The following is a 20797-nucleotide window of genomic DNA, read 5'->3' as shown; positions in this document are numbered from 1 at the left end:
TACTCAGGTTTTGGGTTAAAGTTTCACTAAGTCTGTTAAAGTTTGGCATGGTCTGATTCGTCTTAAAAATTACTATTATGCCTTTGCTTTAACAGACTTTTTTGTTTTTTTGTCGTGTGCAGAGATTTTATTTATATAAAGTAGATCAATTAAACCTTTTATAACTAGGGCGTGTCCTCATTTTAAAAATAGTGATAAAAATGAGATAAATTGCCGTCAAACAAGGAAAGTAGCGCACATAATATCGAGATATTAAGAAGCTATTTGACGATGTTTGGCAAAATTTAGCTATTTTTAGCCCATTTAGAAAGTAATCGATTGAATTGAGGACACGCCCTAAAGCAGTTATCGTTCTAAAAGCGATCGTTCTAAAAACTATAACTCCAAAAACTTGGCTTTGTCTTTAAACATACATTCGTCATAAACAGGACACGCCCCGCATTTGGGTGTACGGGCTTGGCAGGTATAGCGCCCGTGCAAAATAAGATAATGATGCGCATCCACGATAAAGTCATCTGGGATACGCTCGACCAGCTCATTTTCAACGATCAAGACGTTCTTGCCCGTGGCAAGTCCTGTACGATTACCTACCCGAAAGATATGAGTATCAACCGCCATGGTTGGTTGACCAAAAGCGGTATTTAACACCACATTGGCAGTTTTACGACCAACGCCAGCGAGAGATTCTAAGTCTTTGCGGTTATCAGGGACGGTGTTATTAAATTTCTCAATTAAGTCTCGGCAAGTTTTGATGACGTTTTTGGCTTTGGCATTATATAAGCCAATATTTTTGATATAAGATTTTAGACCGTCTTCACCCAATGCCAAGATTGCTTCAGGTGTATTTGCTATAGGATATAATTGCTTGGTGGCAATATTGACGCTCACATCCGTCGCCTGCGCAGACAAGATGACCGCGATCAGCAGCTCAAAATTACTCTTATAATTCAATTCCGTAACCGGCTCATCAATCGTCGCTGCCAGCTTTTCAAAAAATGGACGCACGTCACGATTGGGCATTCGTCTCGATGGCGGGGTATCGGCAGTTTTGTGCTTGACGGTTTTACTCATAGTATTCTTACTATTTTTTGGCTATTGATAGTTAATAACTGATACAAGATATCGGAATAAATTCATTTTAGCGATGTTGGGTAGACTGTCTAACAAATGATAATTACGCTGTTAAAGCTGACTTAACTCTACTTGCAACGCGTCAAGCTCTACTTGTTTGCTCTCATTTGGACGGACACTTAGCTGCTTTTCTAGCTTTTTAATTTTACTACGAAGCTTCGCTGCGGCAATGGTATTTTTTGCCTGCGCTTCGCTGATGTTCAACGATTGACTAGCGGCATTGTTTAGTTTTGCTTCAACCATGCTGACTACAGGTCTACTATTGCTACTATCAGCCAGCTGCTCGGTGACGCGTCTTAAATGAGTATGATAGCGCTGTCTTAAATCTTCTTGCTCTGTGGTACGTTCAGAGCTAGACAGCTCCCGTTCAACAGTGACCAAGTCGATGCAGTCGACTGGACAAGGAGCGATGCAAAGCTCGCAGCCGGTGCATAAATCCGTAAAGATAGTATGCATGTGCTTACCAGTACCGACAATAGCATCGACTGGGCAGGCAGGTATACATTTGGTGCAGCCGATACAATCATCTTCACGAATCACCGCACGTACCTCAGTCGGACGTTCAGAGGTCGCATCTATTGACCACTGAGAAGGCGCAGCGCTAAGTATCGCTTCATGACTATCTATATGAATGATTTGAGCGATAGCATTGGTAACGGGTTGACCACCGGGTACACATTTATTGTATGGCTCATTGTCAAGCACGATAGCGGCGGCATAGGGCAAGCAGCCGTCTGGGTGCTCGCAAAGCCCACATTGTGTTTGCGGTAGACAAGCATCAATATATGAGATTTTCGCTTGTATGTCCGCAGGTAAGCGCTCTATATCCAAAGTATCGAACAAGATTGGCAAATTGGTGAGACGGATATGGGTGCTATTTTTACTAGTGGTGCTTTGCATATGCTTTAAAACCTTAATATCAGTGCTAAGTGCTAAGTGCTAAGTATGCTCTGAGCGCTGACATTAGAATAATAGAATAATAACGATATTGATAAATGCTGCATTGATATTATAGATTAAAGCGATAGTCCTTGCTCATTGGCAATTTGTGCGATCAGCGCGTAAGCAATGCTACCTTTTGAGGGTATTTTTGGCAAATTTGACAGATCAAAAAAATCGGCGTGCGACAGCTCATCTTCTTGGATAACAATTTCGCCAGCTGCATAAGAAGCACGAAAGCCTAGCATTAAATTAGACGGAAATGGCCATGGCTGACTGCTGACGTAACGAATATCTGATAGGCTGATATTTACCTCTTCTGCCACTTCACGCACCACCGCGTGTTCTAGGCTTTCACCCACTTCTACAAAGCCTGCAATCAAACCGTATAGTAACGGTTGTGGCGACTGTAATAAATGAGGCGCTGTTTTTTGCTGTCCATAACGATGATGATGGGCTAGCAAAATCTGCATTTCACCCGTTTGCGGATTCGGGCGAGTAATAGCTGTGATGACACAGGGTTGTACACGTGGGTACTGGCGCAATCGGCACACTGGACAGACCATCGCACGCTCATCTCGTTTGGCATGAATGGTTGGGGCAGCACAGCGACTACAAAACTGTGTATCTGTTTGCCAGCGCAATAACTGTATCGCTTGGCTAAGCTGATCGGACAAAGCCACGGGCAACTGAGTAATCAGCTGGCGGTAAGGAACAAACGCATTGCCACTGCCCTCAGCGATGATGGGCAGTGCAATATGATGTGCAATTGCATAGTCATAAGTAATGGCGCTAGCCGCTTGCGCAGTAAAGGTGTGGGCAGTATTAATCGAACTGTCGGCACTTTCTAGAGTATCGGAACTTTCTAAAATATCGGCATACTTCAGAGTATCTACACTCGCGTTAGTATGATTGACATCAGGCGACCAGTGACGCGGTGCTAGGCTTTCGAGTAGCGTGACATGACCAACTTGATAAGCAAGCTGGGTCTCCTCGTCTGAATGTGTAGCGGATGGGGGTAATTCAAGCTGCACTGGCCACCATCCATTAGGTAGCTGGCGGCATAAAACAGTATCATCACTAAATATAAAAGCGCTGGTCATAGGTAAAATTCCAAACCGGTTACGGTCAGTACGCATCAGTGTTGATACAGACTTTTTTTTAATTGAAGTAAAGTCAATCCTATATCATTCGGATACGGTGTCAGTCAGGCTCGGTCAGCACTACTATTCGTAGTGGTTTCACTCACCTTGTTTATATCCAGATTATATGGGATTGACTATATGTAAATGAAGGGCTATGGCAGCAAAGCCGCCATTTAAATATCATTTTAGTGCTTAAGTATGATAAAAATTAGGCTGCGAGTAGATGACTCAAGCTCTGCTGTCCCACATCTAATGCTTGTTTGCTGACCGGACGATTATGCTCAAAACCATCTAGATGATGATCAACGGCCATAATGACATCAGCGATACAGGCAAGCGTATTGTCTTCAATACGTTGTCCACCTTCGATACGTTGCTGAAGATAATTGGCCAATTGACTGAGCATGCTGGCAGGTGTTGGCAGCTGTAAGAAGCGCACAGCCCCTGCCACTTGGCGCATCATCTCAGGTATGTTCTGGATATTGAGCATATCGCGCTCTGGCTCAGCCAAATAATCGTTAATGGCTTGTTCTGCACTGGCAATAGCGGAACGACTTTCTTGTATTAAAGTATCATTAGCCGTATTGAGCTGATGTAAAGAGATATGCGGGTTATTCAGTGGCAAATAGATGGCCCCTGGTGTGTGCATTTCTGCCATTGCAATGGTGGCGTTTTCAGCATGCATTAATGCCAACAGCAAGTGATCGAAATCATCAGGCGAGGGCGTTTGCCAATGACTAACAGCTTCTGCTGCTACGCTGAGACTATTGGCTGCATTTGATAAACCAAGCAAGCGTAACGCTGAGCTCAATTCTGTTAGCTCTTCGATAATCTGTGCGGTTTGCATATCGACAGGGTTCAATGAATCACCGCGTGCGTAGCTATCCACATTTTCTTTGATGGTATTAATTTGGGTCTGAATGATGGTGTTCAGCGTATCGGTCAGCGCGCGATTAGGACCGAATAAGAAACGTTTCATTTGCTCAAGTTGAGCGCTGTCCAAGTGGTTACTGGCGTATTGCTCACGGAGTCGTTGCGCTGCATCACTGTCACGCTGGCAAGCAAAACTGACCAAATCAGCAAAACGTTTGTCCATCACAGGCAAGTAGCTTTGGAATTGCTGCTCTAAATAAATCAGTGTGTGTTTTTGACTCAGATTTAGCGGTAATATCGTGGCAATGTCCGTGACAGCTGCGGTGGCCGCTTGCCAAAATAGACTGCTGGTGTTCGATGCTATCAAAGCACACGCTGCACTCATGGCGTCAAGTTTCTGCTGATCGTCTGGGCTAACGTTGCCATCTTGATTGAGCAGAGCGACTCCAAGACCACTACGATAAGCATAAGTTAGTAGTTCAGTGTCTAGGTTAAGCTCGTCAAGTGGTTGGAAGTTTTGTTCAGGGTTGGCAATGATGACACTACTGCTACCAAAGGCTGCAAAATAGTCTGCTGTGATAGGGGTTTCTTGCCCGTGAGCATTGAGTTTATTGATAACAGGCAGTAACAAGGTTGGCTCTACCGACTCTGTCAAAAGTACAAACTCGATATAGCGATCCAGTGTCATAATGGCTTCTGATAAGTCCATAATCAAGCTGGTATCGTTATTATCACCATTATCATAGAGGCGCTGTAAACCATTGACAATAGCGGTATTCAAAGCCTCTGCACCAACCAAAGATATCAGCTCAAAGATGCAAGACAGCTGCTTTAGCACAGTGATAGAATCTAATAATAAAGGGGCTTGACTATTATCATCATTAAATTCACTCAGATGAATCTCAGTATCTTTTAAGGTTACGATGATCTCATCATGCAACAAATGTAGCGATGGTAGATTGAAATCAGTAACACTAAGCGTTGGGGCCGTTAACTTCATTTGCGCAGACTGGTTCATAGGTGTTTTTCCATAATGTACTGATGAGAATGGCGATGGTTTAAATGATGATCGAAAAAGCACTTGCTGCTGATGTTTTAATGCTTAATATAACAATAGTCAAGCCTATATTATACAAATGTTATTGCTCAAAGATTGATATCATCAACTTATACGGCAACTACATATTGGCTTTTAGCTCAGGATACGCTTCTGCGAGCGCGGCATACCACTGTTGGTTGGTATTTTCATCCGTAGATGACTCTAGCAACAAGGACGCTAAATTGGCAAAACTGGCGTGTGCTGTCTGCCCACCATCTGTTTGCGTGTCTTCTTCGATGGCGAGTGTAACCTGCCCACCTGTCATCGCCAGATAAACTTCTGCTAAAATCTCTGAATCAAGTAAGGCGCCATGAAAAGTACGATCCTGCTTTCCCACATTTAGGCGACGTACTAAAGCATCTAGGGTGTTTTTTTGCCCAGGGTACTGCTGCTTTGCCATGACCAGCGAGTCAGTCACTTGTACGCGCTCAGCAAAGTCGTTCATACCAACTTTGGCAAACTCCATGTTTAAGAAGTTCATATCAAAGGTGGCGTTATGAGCGATGATTTCTGCGCCATCCATAAAATCATAGAGCGACTGAGCAACTTGATCAAAGGTAGGCTTGTCGATCAAAAATGCCTCAGAAATACCATGGATACGAATGACTTCATCATCCATGCCGCGTTGTGGATTGATATAAACGTGGAGCTTTTCACCCGTAAATTTACGCCCGATCATCTCCACGATACCGACTTCGATAATACGGTCGCCTTTTAACGGATCAAGACCTGTGGTTTCAGTATCCATAATGAGCTGGCGATCAGACTCATGACGATGGATAGGTTTGGGTAGCAGCGGTATGAAATACGGATTGGCACGGCTGGTGTCGCCGTCAAATTTTGGTGTATTAGCTTCTTCTATGCCAGTAACGGTAGCAGGCACATGATCATTTATCGTTGCATCAGTCATAGACGTTTGGGTTTCCGGCATCTCTATTTTACTCATTGGTTTGCTAGCATTATGCTGATAGCGATCGGCATCTATTACAGCATCTTTACTCATCATATCATCGGCAGGGTTTGTATCGTTATCAGTGTCTATGACATCTTCGTCAAGCTCATCATCTGTCATATCCAGACCCAGTGGATCGAAACTTAGCCAGTCATCGTGAGCAGCATTTTGCGCTGTATTAGGCATTATTTGCCCTTTTTTTTTAGCCGTGTCTTGCGGCTCTATGCTCGATAATTCTTCACTGCTGGACGTCACGCCTAAGTTTGCCAGCTCGTCCGCTTTTTCATTGCCTGCATGTCCTGCGTGACCTTTTACCCAATGCCAGTCAACATCGCGCTGCTGGCATAGCTTGTCTAATTGCTGCCAAAGGTCTTGATTGGCGACGGGTTTTTTACTTGCCGTTTTCCAGCCTCTTTTTTTCCAACCCTCTATCCATTCGGTGATGCCTTTTTTGACATAGCTTGAGTCTGTCCAAATCTCGAGGTTGTGCTCATGCGGGCTATGGGTCAATGCTTGTATCGCGCCCATCAACTCCATGCGATTATTGGTCGTCTCTTTATCACCGCCGTACAAATCTTGTGTACGTCCATCACTAAAAATGAGGTGTGCGCCCCAGCCACCCGCGCCTGGATTGCCTTTACAGGCACCATCCGTATAGGCCACGGTGGTGTTTGATTTGGCGGCCAACGGATTCATCGCGTTACTGGTGTTGAATGGCTGCGCTGAGGTGCGATTGTCTGACATAAAAAATTATTGACCTAAAAATTGATAAAGATAGGGAGGGTTGGAGGGATTTTGCTAGCGTTGTTTTTACACCAGCGATTCCGTTATATTTTGGGAATGAGTATAACAAATCTATCGTTGATGTGGGCAATCGTAATGCACAAAGTCGCCAAAAGCACAGATCATAATAGTAACCTTGCTATTTTCTGTTAAAATGAGCTGTGTTGCGACACACAGTATCAAACGGTATTGACTACGCAGCAGAAAAAAACAGTGGTTTTCAGGCGTCAATTAGTAGCGCAAATCATTCGACAGTGCCCTTAGTTGATGAAAACATGCCCTTAGTTGATGAAAACATGCCCTTAGTTGATGAAAACATGCCCTAGAAAATCACGTTAATATTAAGATTGTCGTCATCACTGTTTAAAGATAGTTTTTTTAAAGACAATTTTCATAAAAGTTTAATGCATGAATGCAGGATAACCCTATTATGTCCTTACGCTCAAACATTTTTTATAAAAGGCTGATGTGCTTACCAGTCGGCATAGCGGTGAGCAGCGCACTATTTTTAAGTGCTTGCAACGATAGCAACATTCAAGCTGATACTGGAATGGTCGAAGCGGCGACAGACTTATCGGTTTTTGAAGGTTGTTACACGGTTAGTCATGACGAGCCTGCCCAAATAAAAATCAGTCAACAGGATGGCTCGTGGGTGATGCAGATGAAAGAGCCGGCAAGTGCGAAGCGCGTTTGGGATGACGCTGAGCCGCTAGAAGTGATTGAAAATAGCGACATTCCGCAGTTTTTCTCTATTGACCCTGACAATGTCGATGCGGTCATTGGGCGTCCTGATCGAGTGCTAGTACTGGCTCATGTGAAGCCTGCCTATGCCAATATCGATCCACTCTTAGATAGTGAATACTTATCCTATATTTATCGCGGTGCCAATACCATCTATCGTGTCGAGTGTGATGATGTTAATACCGATATTTTAGCCAATCCACATGCTAATATTGTGATTGATAATGTTAATGAGAGCCTTTAAGCAAGCACGGCTCATAAACAGAATTTATGATCGATAGTGTTATTTTAAACAGTGTTTTGCTATAAACCATATGTCATTAGAGTTAAGCAATATGAATTTTTTTAGTTACGTGGTATTGGGCGGATTTTCTTATGCGGCTGGTTGGGCAATCAGAACCTATGTACTTGATAAGAAGCCTGAACCTAAGCAGACTTATAATTTAAAGCATCCTGCAATTTTGGCGTACTTAGGCGGTTTCTTTATTATTATGCTGATTGTTTCGTGGCTGATTGGTCGCTATGCGCTTGGGCATGCTGCTATCGATTTGCCGTTTATTATTATCAATAGCCTCGTTGCAACCTTTGTCTATTCGTTCGGTCTCAATCCAGAAAAAGCGCGTTATGATGTTCCAGATTAACTCACATAAATAATTGCTATTAATGAATAAAAAAGCCACGGCTGATACATTGATTGTCAGTCGTGGCTTTTTATAACGATCATTTTTTATAACGATCATTTCAGGATGCTAGCTTGTACAAAGTTACTTGTTTTTCTTTAAGTCAGTAGCGGTTTTGATAGCGGTTTGTTTTTTCTTCCAAGTTTGATATTTTTGCAAATCTTTTTCGACCAACTTCAAGCAAAAGGTGAGGACTAGCGCATCGTCAATATGACCGATAAAAGGTATGAAATCTGGAATGATATCGATTGGATTGAGAGTATAGAGCAGTCCAACCACACCTGCTGAAATGGTTTTATAGGGAATATCGCGATAGTTTCCTTGATAATAGTCTTTAATCAAGCTCATGAATAGCATCAAATCTTTGGCAAAACGCTCAAGATGGCTACTGTCTTTTAGCTTTTCTTGCAGTTTTTCTTCTTCGTTAATGAGGTACTCTAAATCGGTGTCCAATATGTCCTCTTTTTTCTGTTTATCAATCGCTTTCTCAGCCATTATTATTATCCTTATTTAACCTAAATCGGTATTCTCATACTACAACAAAGTCGCGGAATGTGCCAATAGGGCTAGGTTTTTGGTGTGTAGCATCGCGAAAAATTAAATAGTGGCAAGGGTTGGGCAACTATCATAGCCAAAAAAGCGTTTACAATATGCTGCTGTGCAGTTTAAGCAAGTAGCAAGTAGGCTGCAAAAATAAATATGATGCAAAAGTATATTAAAATAAAGATGATAAGGTGGCAGAGAGAGATGGTTTTTAAGAGTCAGTTATTAACAGATGATAGAAACAAAAATGAGCATACAGCGATTGAAACAACATCTGGGCTAAACCGTCGGCAGTTTTTGCGTCGAGTAGGTATCAGTGCGGGTACTGCTGCATTGGCGACGCAAGGTGTTTCTCAGGTATTTGCCGCCAGCCCTATCGACCCTAATAATAGTCCGCAGCTCACCAAGGATGATTTGCCAACCGCGTTATTGGGTGAGCGTTCATCCTCACAGCCGTCACTCACGCAAACACACTGTATTACGCCAACGATTGAAACGCGACTTTTTGCCAGCTCTAATGTGGGCGGTAGCGATGACCGCAATCAATTGGCATTGGAGCGTATGGCCTGTGCAGGTTTTAAAGTCAATAACTCTACGATTACCAATCGGCAGTATCTACGTTTTGCTGGTACGGATTCGCAGCGAGCGAGTGACTTACAGAATATCGCTACGGGTGCAATTAAAGCGCCCAAATTATTGCTTGGTGTACGTGGTGGCTATGGCGCCATGCGAATATTGCCGATGGTTGATTGGTCGACGCTAGGACGTATTATGAAGGAGCAGGGCACGATACTCGCAGGCTTTAGTGATGTGACCGCTATCCAATGTGCGCTACTGGCAAAGGGTGATATGAGCTCGCTTGCGGCACCGATGCTCTATAGTGAATTTGGCAAGACCAAGCCTGATGAGATCAGCTGTCGACAGTTTGTTGAAGCGCTCACTAATCCCAATCTAATTATCGACATATCAGACGCGTCCTTAACCAGTCAGCAACTCCCTAGCATTTTAGCAAGTACTGAGCCAAAAACCATAACTGGCACGATGTGGGGCGGTAATCTAAGTGTAGTATCAGCGCTGGCAGGTAGCGAATATTTGCCGCGCATTGATGGCGGTATTGTGTTTTTAGAAGACGTGGGCGAACAAACGTATCGCATTGAGCGCATGTTATATGACTTGTATTTGGCTGGTGCGTTTAAAGGTCAGCAAGCGATTGTATTTGGGGCATTGTCTGGTGCAGGTGAGGACAGTTATGACAAGCGTTATGATGTGGCTACGGTGATTCGTCAATTGCATCAGCTGACAGGATTACCGATTTATAGCGGCATGCGTTTTGGTCATATTGGAAAAAAACACAGCTTTCCACTAGGCGCAAAGTGTCAAATTAGCTCCAATACAGCTGGTGGCTATCAGTTGGCATTTAGCGATTACCCAACCATCAAGGCTGATGCTATCCAAGTAGAAGGGTTATGGCAAACTGCTTAAATGCTAACCTCTAACGACTATTCATTGCCATGACTAAATCGCTAACCGCGAAAACTTATCCTGATATTCTTTGGGGGTTAGCTCTGTTACACGTTTGAATAGGCGTGTGAACGATGAAATATCATCATAGCCCACTTGTTCGGCAAGCGATTTTATGGTCACATCGCCTAACTCTAGTAGGCGTTTTGCCTGTTCAATTCTCACTGCTTGAATATACTCAATCGGACGCATAGCGACAGCGGATTGAAAGCGTCTATTTAAAGTGCGCGGCGTAATATTAACCATGGCTGCCAAGCTGCTCACTTGTATAGGCTCATTGAAATTTTCCTCAATGTACTCTTGTACTTGTTTAACCAGCTGGTCAGCATGCGGTTTATGCAAAGTCACATTGGTATAACTGTTTTGATTGCCTCTTTTGCTATCGATGATTTGGGTTTTTGCCACTTGGGTGGAAATCTCACGCCCGCAATAACGCTCTATTAATAACAATCCCAAATCATAAAAGGCACTACCGCCTGCTGCACAAAAGATAGTGCCTGATTGGCTTTTTGACTCTCTTTTTGATTGGGTGACAAACTGATTTTCTTGCAGATCAACCAGCGGAAAATCTGCCTTAAACTTATTGGCATAGCCCCAGTGAGTTGTCGCTGTTTTATTGTCTAATAACCCTGCCTCTGCTAAAAAGAAAGCACCGCTACAATTGCTAGCGATATCTGCTTTGGTATTTGCCAGTCGTTTTAAATGCGGCAATAACGCGCTATTCTGGCTCAATACCTTGTCGATTGAATCGCCAATGGTTGGGATTAATAATAGGTCGCACTCTGTCACCTCGCGAATATCGCAATGGGCTTGCACCATTAAGCGGTTGCTACATCTAATATTTGCCCCACCTAGGCTCGCTATCTGGACATTGAATCTGGGTTCTACGGCTTCTCCCAAAAATCGCTGCCAACTGACACCAGTAAATGAAAATAAGTCTAATGCCCCAGCAAGCACGCTACCAAGCACGCCATCGAAGCCAAGAATAATCACTTTAAAAGGTTTGAAGTAGGGCATGGGTATCTAAATTCCTTTATCTGTTTTTCATCGCTATCTTTTGATAGCTGCTGTCTAAAACAACATGTTTTTCGGCTGAAATTGTCTAGCGGGGTAGCTTATAAATGTCTTATTTGACCATGATTATGTCATAAATGACAATACGGCAATGGGTTAAATTAGACTAATATTAATTCATCACTTATTTATCACTATTATAATAGGGAAATGACTATGGCAGCAGATATGCTTATCAATGACTTTGAATTACCGTTCCAACTTTACGATGTATTGGGTACTGAGCATTTAACCGAGCATCCGAAGTTTGCAGAACATAGCCGCGAAACTTTTGATGCGGTACTCAACACCGCCAATAAAATCGCGACCCAGCTATTTTTGCCGCACAACCATGTGGCGGATAAAAACGAGCCGCAATTCGATGGCAAAAAAGTCAGCATGATAGATGATGTAAAAGTCGCTTTTGATGCGTTTCGCGAGTCGGGCTTTATCGCTGGTCGTTATAGTTTTGATGATGGCGGCATGCAATTACCTGAAACAGTTATGACGGCGGTAGCAGGCTATTTTATGGCGGCCAATCCATCAACGACCGCTTATCCTTTTTTAACCACAGCGGCGATTAATGTCATCTCTCATTTCGCCAGTGATGATATTAAAAATGCTTTTATGCCACGTATGCTAACGGGCGAGTTTACCGGTACCATGGCATTAACCGAGCCACATGCTGGCTCGTCACTTGCCGATATCAAAACTACCGCCGTTAAACAAGAAGACGGATCATACCGTATCAAAGGCAGCAAGATTTATATATCAGCAGGCGATCACGAACTGTCTGACAATATCGTGCATTTGGTCTTAGCCAAAGTGCCGGGTGGTCCTGGCGGCGTCAAAGGAATTTCTTTGTTTGCCGTACCGAAATATCGTTTAAACGATGATTTATCGGTAGGCGAGCGCAATGATGTGCATTTAACTGGACTGATTCATAAGCTCGGTTACCGAGGAGCAACTTCTACGGCTTTAAGCTTTGGTGACAAAGGCGAATGTCAGGGTTATCTCATCGGTGAAGAGCATTTCGGCTTGCGCTATATGTTTAAGATGATGAATGAAGCGCGCATTGCGGTTGGCTTTGGCGCAGCGATGATTGGCTATCGCGGTTATCAGTACTCGCTCGATTATGCCAAAGATAGAACACAAGGCAGAATCGCGCCGAATAATAAACCTGAAGATGCGGCAACGGCAATCATTCAGCATGGTGATGTTAAGCGTATGCTTTTGGCGCAAAAAGCCTACTCTGAAGGCGGTATTTCATTATGTCTATATGGTTCAAACCTGATTGATCGTATCAATACCTGTGAAGACGCCACACTAAAAGCTGAGCTATCAGAGCTGCTGGATTTATTAACACCAGTGCTCAAAGCATGGCCGTCTGAATATGGTCCTAAAGCCAATGATTTGGGCATCCAAGTATTGGGCGGTGCAGGCTACACGCGTGAGTATCAAGCCGAGCAATTTTGGCGTGACAATCGTCTTAATCCTATCCATGAAGGCACAAATGGCGTGCAAGCCTTAGATTTGTCATTTCGTAAGTTATGGCAAAACAAAGGGCTTGGGATTCAAATTCTCAAACGCGAAATTACTCGTGATTTAGAGTCTATTACCACCCCAGAGACCGCAAAGCTTGCTGGTAAATTGATGCCTTATATGAGTCATCTGCATGAAGTGTTGGTGCATTTAAGCAAAATCCTCCAAACGGAAAAAGCACTAACGCTGACCGGTAATGCACAAGCATTGATGAATATTTTTGCCTCCATTGTGGTCAGCTGGATTTGGATTCGCCAAGCCAGCAAAGCGGAACAGTTATTAAATGATACAACCGACGTTGAGAAACAAAACTTCTATCATGGCAAAATCCAAGCAGCAAAATACTTTATCGATTGGGAATTACCACTAATCAATCGTGATATCGAATTGTTGAATAATGACAATGCGGTATGTACCGATATGCAAGCTGAGTGGTTTTAATAGATTTTGAACCATGTTTGATATTAACAATTTTGGTATTAACAAAAAATACAACTTTAAAGGAATAAATAATGACATCTAATAAAAAACAGATTAATAAGCAGTGGCGCTTAAAAGCAAGACCAATTGGCGAACCAAGCGCCGATACGTGGGAGTATACCGAGACAGAACTGCCGACTATTACAGACGGTGAACTGTTGATAAAAATTGAGTATATCTCAATGGATCCGGCGATGCGTGGCTGGTTAAATGATGCCAAATCTTATATACCGCCAGTACAGATTGGCGAGGTGATGCGTGCAGGAACGGTGGGCAAAGTCATCGAAAGTAAGTATGAAAAGTTTGCCGTCGGCGATTATGTCGCAGGTCACAATGGCGTCCAGTCTTATGCGGTCAGTGATGGCACTGGACTACATAAAGTCGATCCAAATCTCGCACCTTTATCTTATTATTTAGGCGTGCTCGGTATGCCGGGTATGACAGGCTACTTTGGCTTATTAAAAACGGGTCAGCCAAAAGCAGGTGAAACCGTCGTCGTCTCTGGCGCTGCCGGCGCGGTCGGTGGTTTAGTTGGTCAGATTGCTAAACTCAAAGGCTGCCGCGTCGTCGGTATCGCCGGCGGTGCTGAGAAATGTAAATTCTTAGTCGATGAGCTAGGTTTTGATGCGGCAATCGACTATAAGAATGAGAATATAAAAAAAGCGTTAAAAGAAACTTGTCCAAAAGGCGTCGATGTCTATTTTGACAACGTCGGCGGCGATATTTTAAATGACGTCCTCACGCAAATTAATCTTCATGCGCGTATCGTGATTTGCGGCGCTATTAGCCAATATAACAACACCACAGAAGTCAAAGGGCCATCAAATTATCTGTCACTGTTGGTCAATCGTGCGCGTATGGAAGGCATTGTCGTCTTTGATAATATTAAAGAATACCCGACAGCGATGAAAGATATTGCTGGCTGGATTCAATCGGGCAACATTAAAGTAAAAGACCATATCGTTGAAGGTATCGAGACGTTCCCTGATACGTTAATGATGCTCTTTAAAGGTGAGAACTTCGGCAAACTGGTACTTAAGGTAGAGGGATAAATCATGACATTAAATACAAATGGAATTGCATCAGATGTAACGGGTAAACGAATTTTAATCACGGGCGGTGCCTCAGGTATCGGCGCAGCAAGCGCGCTATTGCTGGCCAGTCGCGGTGCAAAAGTTGTGATTGGGGATATGGCAGAAGAGATGGGCGCTGCGGTTGCCAAGCAAGCTCAAGATGCTGGTAACAGTGTCGTCTTCAAAAAAGTAGACGTGACCAGTGGTGACGAAGTACGTGCGTTGTTCGACTTCGCAGTGGAAACGCTTGGTGGTCTAGATGTGGTGGTAAACAATGCTGGTATCGACCATAAGCCCTCGCCAATGCATGAGCTAAGCGATGATGACTTTGATCGCAATATCGCCGTGAATTTAAAAGGTGTTTGGCACTGTATGCGTGCTGCCGTCAACTGTATGCTACCTAATGGTGGTGGTCATGTGATTAACGTAGCGTCTATTGCTGGTCTGCGTTCAGCACCGATGATCTCAGCCTACAGTGCGGCTAAACACGGAGTTATGGGTCTGACCAAGTCTGCTGCCCATGAGTATGCGCGCGCCAATATTCGTTTCAACGCGGTCTGCCCAAGCTTCATCGATACGCCGATGGTACGCAATACCATGGCAACGATGGATGAGCGTACGCAGCAAGCAACTATCAAAGCCAGTCCAATGCGCCGTCTAGGAGATGTGAATGAAATCTCTAGTGCGATTGCATGGCTAGCCAGCGATGAGAGTACCTTTATGAATGGTCATGCGTTTACCCTTGATGGTGGCATGTTGGCTTAATAGTCAAATAACTGCTAAATCATTACGGTGTTAGCCTCGCTCGATGTACTATGCGTACTATCTACGCTCAGCTGCCTTGTAATGGATTTGCAGTTTTTCGACTATAATTTATTAAGTGGTTACGATAAAAAATTGAAAACTGAATAGCTAATTCAAAATATAAGGGATAACGATGAAAGATTTATTCGATTTAACCGGCAAGATTGCTTTAGTCACTGGCGCTAGCCGCGGTATTGGCGAATCTATTGCTCGTTTGTTGGCATCAAGAGGCGCGCACGTGATCGTCTCTAGCCGTAAGATTGATGCTTGCCAAGCAGTCGCTGATAGCATCATCGCTGACGGTCACAAAGCCAGTGCTTTTGCTTGTCACGTGGGCGAGATGGCACAGATTGATGCGATTTTTGAGCATATCAAAAGCGAGTTTGGTCAAATCGATATTTTAATCAATAACGCCGCTGCAAACCCTTACTATGGCCATATCTTGGATACGGACTTAGCCGCCTTTGATAAAACGGTTGAAGTAAATATTCGTGGTTACTTCTTTATGTCGACTGCTGCTGGCAAAATGATGAAAGAGCAAGGTGGCGGTGTTATCTTGAATACCGCATCGGTCAATGGCTTGGTAGCTGGCGACAAGCAAGGTATCTACTCGATCACCAAAGCGGCTGTGATTAGTATGACCAAAGCCTTTGCCAAAGAGTGCGGTCCCTTAAACATTCGCGTCAATGCCTTGTTGCCTGGTCTGACCGATACTAAGTTTGCCTCAGCCTTAACGACCAATGATAAAGTCTTAAAAATGGCATTACACTCGATTCCACTAGGACGCGTTGCTAATCCTGACGAGATGGCTGGTACGGTATTGTACTTAGTATCTGATGCATCAAGTTATACCACAGGCGCGACCATCGTCGTCGATGGTGGTATGTTGGCTTAGCCAGTTAGAAGACTTAGGATACAAGTTAAAAAACAATTTACTATTAAGAACTGCATGAGATTTATTTCCATGCAGTTTTTTTTGATTTTATTTCTGATCGAGTGTCTAAATAATCTTAGTGTCATTGCATCGATAGATTGTTAATTTAAAGTAAAAATAGGCTGTGTAATGGCATAATAAAGGTACTAACAGCTACTTGAATAATATAGGAATCAAGCATGGATTCAGTGACTAATAATAAAATAAATATAATCTCTCAAAATAAAACATGGCTATTCGTGCCAGCGACTCGCATCGACAGAGTAGCGAAAGCCTTTGCTAGTGGCGTAGATGCGGTTATTGTCGATTTAGAAGATGCTGTTGCGTCAGAAGATAAAGCAGATGCCCGAAAAGCATTACAACAATATCATGACAGCGCAGACTATCAGCCGATTTGGCTACGTATCAATAAAGCAGGCAGCGATGCATTTATAAAAGATATCGCGCTTTGCCACCAGATGCCCAATCTTGCAGGAGTCATTCTAGCCAAGGCGGAGCAAGCATCAGATATCGAGCAAGCCTATCAGGGTACTGGGCTGCCTATTATTGCACTCATAGAAAGTGCGATTGGGTTATACCATATTGATGCGATGGCTAAAGTGTCGGGCTTGGCCGCGTTTAGTTATGGTTTTTTAGATTTGTGCAATGACTTGCGGGTGCAAGTAGGTACGCCTGCTGCTGATATCGTCGCCAATCAGATTCGCTATCAGTTGGTTTTGACCTCTAAAGTACATGAGTTAGCAGCGCCCATCGATACTGTTTATCCTGATTTTAATGATGAGATAGGACTAAGCGCCCGAGTAAGTTTATGGTCACAGATAGGTATGTCAGGAATGCTGTGTATTCATCCCAAACAAGTAGCTGTTGTGCAGCGCGCCCTTAAGCCGACAGAGAGTGAGCTATCATTTGCTCAGCGTGTGGTCGAAGAGTATGAGCGCAGTGGACAGGCAGTGTTTGAGATAGATGGTCAAATGGTAGATGCGCCAGTGATTGCGCGCTGTCGCCAGCTATTAGATTAGTTATTGACGAAGTAGCAGGGAAGCAAATAATGGTTTATTATTCATCATACTTATTTATGATTTAAAAAGAGCTCTATGATTTTCATTAGCAATACCATTAGCCTTAATGACAATGAAGTAGAAATTAGCGCGATACGTGCGCAAGGCGCTGGCGGGCAAAACGTCAATAAAGTCTCATCTGCGATTCATCTGCGTTTTGATATCCATACCTCAAGCCTGAGTGATGTGCATAAGCAGCGTTTATTAGACAGTAAAGACAGCCGAATCACCAAAGAAGGCGTGTTTGTGCTTAAATCTCAGCAATTTCGTACGCAAGAGCGGAATAAGATAGATGCCTTTGAGCGGCTGCAAAGCTTTATTATAAAAGCCACTCATGTCAATCAAACCAGAAAGCCAACTAAACCTAGCAGAAACGCTAAGCGCAAACGCGTGGATCAAAAGACCCAGCGCGGCAAAACAAAAGCCTTGCGCGGTAAGGTGGATTTCTAATGGGTGGCTTATTTCCTGTTTTTAAATGAACGAGAAAGCAAAATGCCAGCCCATTTAAATAGCTGGCATTTTTTTTGTTCTCATTTAACATCAACATTTAGCGACAATATTTTCAGGCTTAACTTTACTGACTCAGCTAATTCTCATTAACCAAGCCTTCTACTTAACTCAGGAAAGCGCTTTATCATAAATAACATCAACAGCAGCGACACACTGGCGATAGCTGCGCCAACATAGCCCACACTCGATATGGAAATATGCGTTACTGCATAACCACCAAACAGCGCACCGGCGCCAATCCCTAAGTTAATAATCCCTGAGAACATCGACATCAGCATGTCTTGCGCTGTGACATCAACCATGATGACTTTGGCTTGCATGGAGATAATTAGCAGCATAAGCGCGGCGCCCCAAAGTAGCGCAATCAAGCTCAGCGCCCAGATGGAGGTCACGGCAAATAATAGCACCAGCATAGATATCAGCATTAATATAATCGATATCAGCATTAATCTGGTATTAAAACGATCACCCCAGCGACTGAATATCACACTGCCCGCAATCCCAGCTACTCCAAATAATAGCAAGACAACAGTCGCGGCGTTTTCACTAATAGCACCAACCTGCCGCATAAAAGGCTCGATATACGAGTAAGCGGTATAGTGAGCGGTAAAGACCAATAAAATGAGTAGATACAAACAGACCAATAAGGGGTTTTTAAGCAATTCTGGAATTTTTCTAAACGAGCCTTCAAACATACTTGGCAGCGTTGGCAATAGCCTTGCTTGCAAGATAAACACGATAAAAGCAATCACCCCAATACCGCCAAAGGTTGCCCGCCAGCCAAACCATTGACCGACTAAGCGCCCTAGTGGCACGCCAAGCACCATCGCCAATGAAGTACCGGTCGCAAGTACACTAAGCGCCAGTGCTTTTTTGCCTTCTGGTGCTACGCGTATCGCAATCGCTGCGGTGATTGACCAAAATATCGCATGCGATAGCGCAATACCAACACGACTAATAAGCAATACATCAAAGCTCCAAGCAAATACAGACAACACATGGCTGGCAATAAAAACCACAAACAAGCCCAAAAGTAAGCTTTTGCGCTCAAAGCGGCTGGTTAGCAGCATCAATGGCAATGACATCGCCGCGACAATCCACGCATAGAGCGTCAACATCCAGCCAGTTTCTGCTGTAGTGATGGAAAAATCTTGGGCGATGTCACTTAATAGGGCAACGGGGACAAATTCGGTGGTATTCATAATAAAGGCGCTGACGCCCATTAAGAATACTTGGAAATACTGAGTTCGGCGAGCATTTGCGCTCACCTCAAGGTTATGTTTCATATGATCCAATACAAATAAAGAAGGCGCTAATAGTGCAAATTAGCTGAAAAATAATTCATGAGTTTAAGAATAACGGCGGCATAGGTCGTAATGATGAAAAAGAGGAGGGCAAGATAGCAAATCAGTTGCGGTATGTCAGAGCCTATCATCAGACCCTACTATTTTATCAGGAATCGACGGTGTTTTTTGTAGGAGAGTCTTTAAAATTAGCGACCGAATAATTGGTTGAATGGTTAAGTAAATCTAATGATGACATCAGTGTCAGTTACATAGTGCTTATAGTGAGGTATCGCTATTTACGCTTGAATATAGGTATGATGACGCCATAGGCTAGGAATGCCTGATAACGTGATTTTAAATAATCATTGATATTTTACTAGGGCGTGTCTTCATTTCAAAAATGGCGATAAAAATGAGATAAATTGCCGTCAAACAAGAAAAATAGCGTAGATAATATCGAGATATTAACCAGCTATTTGACGATGTTTGGCAAGATTTAGCTATTTTTAACCCATTTAGATGACTATCGAGTGAATTGAGGACATGCCCTAATATGGAATAAAAGAAAAGCAATCTATGAAAACAGACACCAATAAACCATTAGCCTTTAGAAGATATCCTTCAACAACGGCGCTGCAATGTTTTGAGACCGCTGCTCGTCATTTGAGTTTTACCAATGCCGCGCAAGAGATGCACATGACCCAAAGCGCCATCAGTAAGCAAGTGGCGCAGTTGGAGGAGATGCTAAACCTGTCTTTGTTTTATCGGACGCCGCACCGGATTTCATTGACTCCTGCTGGCAAGTCATATTATCTTGAAGTGTTAGAGATTTTAAAACATATCGAGGTGGCGACCACCAATTTGATGTCGCATAGCAGTAATACCGAGCTGCTAAAAATAGTCTCGCATCCCACATTTTGCGCCCGTTGGTTGATTCCAGCACTCAGTGGCTTTAGTCAAGAATACCCGCTTATCAACCTAGATATTAAAGAGCTGGTGGGGCCGTTTTTTTCTGAAGACCAAAATGTTGATATTGCTTTTTTATATGGCGATGGCATGTGGGGCAATATGGAGGCCATAAAATTGTTCGATGAATATTGCGTTGCGGTCTGTCAGCCGCAGTATTTACAAGATAAGACGCTGAGTACCGAGTGTTTAGATGACTATGTCCTATTGCAAATAAGCTCGCGTTTAAGTGCGTGGTATGAGTACTTTAAGCAACAAGATATCAGCGTCGACGGCACCTTTGTAGGGCCACGTTTTGAGACTTTTCATGCTTGCATCTCTGCCGCCTTACTGGGCTATGGTATAGCCTTGGTGCCGTTGCGTTTGGTTGAGCCTGAGCTACAATCAGGCGCTTTAGTCATGGCGTGGGATTATGCGGCAAAGGGTCGCGGCAGCTATTATGTGACTTATCCTGTTTCTTCGGGACAATCGCATAAGGTCAAAGCAGTTTTAGAATGGATTAAGGCTTATTTAACAATCTCAGATCAGCGTGAAAAGGCGTTAGGGCTTGCTTTATAATTTATATCTTATTATTGTATTCTACAAAGTTATCTGCTGTGAAAATTTAACAAGCTAAAAAAACAAAAAAACTGCCTTAATACGCAGTTTTTTTGTTTTTAAAGGATTCGTTTAGGAAGTTGATTC

General features: G+C 43.4%; 18 protein-coding genes. 10 read left to right on the top strand and 8 right to left on the bottom strand.

The genetic code is table 11. The features are described 5' to 3' along the window. Nucleotides 1-375: 375 nt before the first annotated feature. From nth to dnaQ, 5 genes are all read right to left on the bottom strand, one after another. On the bottom strand, nucleotides 376-1071 hold the full coding sequence (nth, locus tag JMW94_RS11035) for an endonuclease III (RefSeq protein WP_201604442.1): 696 nt from the start codon (nucleotides 1069-1071) through the stop codon (nucleotides 376-378). A gap of 111 nt (nucleotides 1072-1182) precedes the next feature. After that, nucleotides 1183-2031, bottom strand: coding sequence for an RnfABCDGE type electron transport complex subunit B (locus JMW94_RS11030; protein WP_201604441.1), 849 nt, complete (start codon nucleotides 2029-2031; stop codon nucleotides 1183-1185). Between the two features lie 116 nt (nucleotides 2032-2147). Continuing rightward, a complete protein-coding gene (gene nudC / locus JMW94_RS11025; protein WP_201604440.1) occupies nucleotides 2148-3173 on the bottom strand; it encodes an NAD(+) diphosphatase in 1026 nt (341 codons plus the stop codon). Between the two features lie 250 nt (nucleotides 3174-3423). Next, complete coding sequence (locus tag JMW94_RS11020) at nucleotides 3424-5106, bottom strand: hypothetical protein (protein WP_201604439.1); 1683 nt, start codon at nucleotides 5104-5106, stop codon at nucleotides 3424-3426. 160 nt (nucleotides 5107-5266) lie between these two features. Continuing rightward, nucleotides 5267-6883: a DNA polymerase III subunit epsilon gene (gene dnaQ / locus JMW94_RS11015; RefSeq protein ID WP_201604438.1), complete on the bottom strand. Its 1617-nt coding sequence runs from the start codon at nucleotides 6881-6883 to the stop codon at nucleotides 5267-5269. Between the two features lie 469 nt (nucleotides 6884-7352). Here dnaQ and JMW94_RS11010 point away from each other — a divergent pair, with 469 nt between their 5' ends. Together JMW94_RS11010 and JMW94_RS11005 are read left to right on the top strand one after the other, a co-directional pair. Continuing rightward, nucleotides 7353-7907 carry a hypothetical protein gene (locus JMW94_RS11010; protein ID WP_109590791.1) on the top strand — a complete coding sequence of 185 codons (555 nt, stop codon included), beginning with the start codon at nucleotides 7353-7355 and terminating at the stop codon, nucleotides 7905-7907. 91 nt (nucleotides 7908-7998) lie between these two features. Continuing rightward, a complete protein-coding gene (locus tag JMW94_RS11005; protein ID WP_109590789.1) occupies nucleotides 7999-8304 on the top strand; it encodes a hypothetical protein in 306 nt (101 codons plus the stop codon). Between the two features lie 123 nt (nucleotides 8305-8427). Here JMW94_RS11005 and JMW94_RS11000 read toward each other — a convergent pair whose 3' ends face one another. Next, complete coding sequence (locus JMW94_RS11000; protein ID WP_201604437.1) at nucleotides 8428-8838, bottom strand: YkvA family protein; 411 nt, start codon at nucleotides 8836-8838, stop codon at nucleotides 8428-8430. A 252-nt stretch (nucleotides 8839-9090) separates the two neighbouring features. Between JMW94_RS11000 and JMW94_RS10995 the strand changes: the two genes are divergently transcribed. Next, entirely contained in the window at nucleotides 9091-10368 is a 1278-nt protein-coding gene (locus JMW94_RS10995; protein WP_201604436.1) for an LD-carboxypeptidase, read from the top strand. A 33-nt stretch (nucleotides 10369-10401) separates the two neighbouring features. Here the strand turns inward: JMW94_RS10995 and JMW94_RS10990 are convergent, their stop codons facing one another. Then, nucleotides 10402-11424: a GlxA family transcriptional regulator gene (locus tag JMW94_RS10990; RefSeq protein ID WP_201604435.1), complete on the bottom strand. Its 1023-nt coding sequence runs from the start codon at nucleotides 11422-11424 to the stop codon at nucleotides 10402-10404. Nucleotides 11425-11637: 213 nt separating this feature from the next. Here JMW94_RS10990 and JMW94_RS10985 point away from each other — a divergent pair, with 213 nt between their 5' ends. From JMW94_RS10985 to arfB, 6 genes are all read left to right on the top strand, one after another. Next, entirely contained in the window at nucleotides 11638-13443 is a 1806-nt protein-coding gene (locus tag JMW94_RS10985) for an acyl-CoA dehydrogenase (RefSeq protein WP_201604434.1), read from the top strand. Nucleotides 13444-13514: 71 nt separating this feature from the next. Next, nucleotides 13515-14534 (top strand): NADP-dependent oxidoreductase, encoded by a 1020-nt coding sequence (locus JMW94_RS10980; protein WP_201604433.1) that lies wholly within the window; start codon nucleotides 13515-13517, stop codon nucleotides 14532-14534. Between the two features lie 3 nt (nucleotides 14535-14537). Further along, nucleotides 14538-15320 carry an SDR family NAD(P)-dependent oxidoreductase gene (locus tag JMW94_RS10975; RefSeq protein WP_201604432.1) on the top strand — a complete coding sequence of 261 codons (783 nt, stop codon included), beginning with the start codon at nucleotides 14538-14540 and terminating at the stop codon, nucleotides 15318-15320. A gap of 172 nt (nucleotides 15321-15492) precedes the next feature. Then, entirely contained in the window at nucleotides 15493-16254 is a 762-nt protein-coding gene (locus JMW94_RS10970) for an SDR family oxidoreductase (protein ID WP_201604431.1), read from the top strand. 218 nt (nucleotides 16255-16472) lie between these two features. After that, nucleotides 16473-17312 carry an HpcH/HpaI aldolase/citrate lyase family protein gene (locus JMW94_RS10965; RefSeq protein ID WP_201604430.1) on the top strand — a complete coding sequence of 280 codons (840 nt, stop codon included), beginning with the start codon at nucleotides 16473-16475 and terminating at the stop codon, nucleotides 17310-17312. Between the two features lie 75 nt (nucleotides 17313-17387). Beyond that, nucleotides 17388-17801, top strand: coding sequence for an alternative ribosome rescue aminoacyl-tRNA hydrolase ArfB (arfB, locus tag JMW94_RS10960; RefSeq protein ID WP_201560729.1), 414 nt, complete (start codon nucleotides 17388-17390; stop codon nucleotides 17799-17801). 146 nt (nucleotides 17802-17947) lie between these two features. On the opposite strand, the gene JMW94_RS10955 is transcribed toward arfB, so the two are convergent. Next, the gene (locus JMW94_RS10955) at nucleotides 17948-19147 is read right to left on the bottom strand and encodes a sugar transporter (RefSeq protein WP_201604429.1); all 1200 of its coding nucleotides are present in this window, start codon (nucleotides 19145-19147) and stop codon (nucleotides 17948-17950) included. Between the two features lie 576 nt (nucleotides 19148-19723). On the opposite strand from JMW94_RS10955, the gene JMW94_RS10950 reads away from it, so the two are divergent. Beyond that, the gene (locus JMW94_RS10950) at nucleotides 19724-20671 is read left to right on the top strand and encodes a LysR substrate-binding domain-containing protein (protein ID WP_201604428.1); all 948 of its coding nucleotides are present in this window, start codon (nucleotides 19724-19726) and stop codon (nucleotides 20669-20671) included. The last annotated feature ends 126 nt before the right edge of the window (nucleotides 20672-20797 follow it).

It is taken from the genome of Psychrobacter immobilis, assembly GCF_904846185.1.
Lineage (GTDB): Bacteria > Pseudomonadota > Gammaproteobacteria > Pseudomonadales > Moraxellaceae > Psychrobacter > Psychrobacter immobilis_B.
The sequence above is the reverse complement of the archived record's forward strand: the minus strand, read 5'-3'. Positions and strand labels throughout refer to the sequence as shown.

Excerpts from the sequence above, each read along its gene's own strand:
- JMW94_RS11010 (WP_109590791.1), top strand. The coding sequence starts at position 7,353 with ATGTCCTTACGCTCAAACATTTTTTATAAAAGGCTGATGTGCTTACCA.
- JMW94_RS10985 (WP_201604434.1), top strand. The coding sequence starts at position 11,638 with ATGGCAGCAGATATGCTTATCAATGACTTTGAATTACCGTTCCAACTT.
- JMW94_RS10955 (WP_201604429.1), bottom strand. The coding sequence starts at position 19,147 with ATGAAACATAACCTTGAGGTGAGCGCAAATGCTCGCCGAACTCAGTAT.
- JMW94_RS11020 (WP_201604439.1), bottom strand. The coding sequence starts at position 5,106 with ATGAACCAGTCTGCGCAAATGAAGTTAACGGCCCCAACGCTTAGTGTT.
- JMW94_RS10990 (WP_201604435.1), bottom strand. The coding sequence starts at position 11,424 with ATGCCCTACTTCAAACCTTTTAAAGTGATTATTCTTGGCTTCGATGGC.
- JMW94_RS10975 (WP_201604432.1), top strand. The coding sequence starts at position 14,538 with ATGACATTAAATACAAATGGAATTGCATCAGATGTAACGGGTAAACGA.
- nth (WP_201604442.1), bottom strand. The coding sequence starts at position 1,071 with ATGAGTAAAACCGTCAAGCACAAAACTGCCGATACCCCGCCATCGAGA.
- JMW94_RS11005 (WP_109590789.1), top strand. The coding sequence starts at position 7,999 with ATGAATTTTTTTAGTTACGTGGTATTGGGCGGATTTTCTTATGCGGCT.
- nudC (WP_201604440.1), bottom strand. The coding sequence starts at position 3,173 with ATGACCAGCGCTTTTATATTTAGTGATGATACTGTTTTATGCCGCCAG.
- JMW94_RS11000 (WP_201604437.1), bottom strand. The coding sequence starts at position 8,838 with ATGGCTGAGAAAGCGATTGATAAACAGAAAAAAGAGGACATATTGGAC.
- JMW94_RS10965 (WP_201604430.1), top strand. The coding sequence starts at position 16,473 with ATGGATTCAGTGACTAATAATAAAATAAATATAATCTCTCAAAATAAA.
- JMW94_RS10970 (WP_201604431.1), top strand. The coding sequence starts at position 15,493 with ATGAAAGATTTATTCGATTTAACCGGCAAGATTGCTTTAGTCACTGGC.
- arfB (WP_201560729.1), top strand. The coding sequence starts at position 17,388 with ATGATTTTCATTAGCAATACCATTAGCCTTAATGACAATGAAGTAGAA.
- JMW94_RS10995 (WP_201604436.1), top strand. The coding sequence starts at position 9,091 with ATGGTTTTTAAGAGTCAGTTATTAACAGATGATAGAAACAAAAATGAG.
- JMW94_RS10980 (WP_201604433.1), top strand. The coding sequence starts at position 13,515 with ATGACATCTAATAAAAAACAGATTAATAAGCAGTGGCGCTTAAAAGCA.
- JMW94_RS10950 (WP_201604428.1), top strand. The coding sequence starts at position 19,724 with ATGAAAACAGACACCAATAAACCATTAGCCTTTAGAAGATATCCTTCA.
- dnaQ (WP_201604438.1), bottom strand. The coding sequence starts at position 6,883 with ATGTCAGACAATCGCACCTCAGCGCAGCCATTCAACACCAGTAACGCG.
- JMW94_RS11030 (WP_201604441.1), bottom strand. The coding sequence starts at position 2,031 with ATGCAAAGCACCACTAGTAAAAATAGCACCCATATCCGTCTCACCAAT.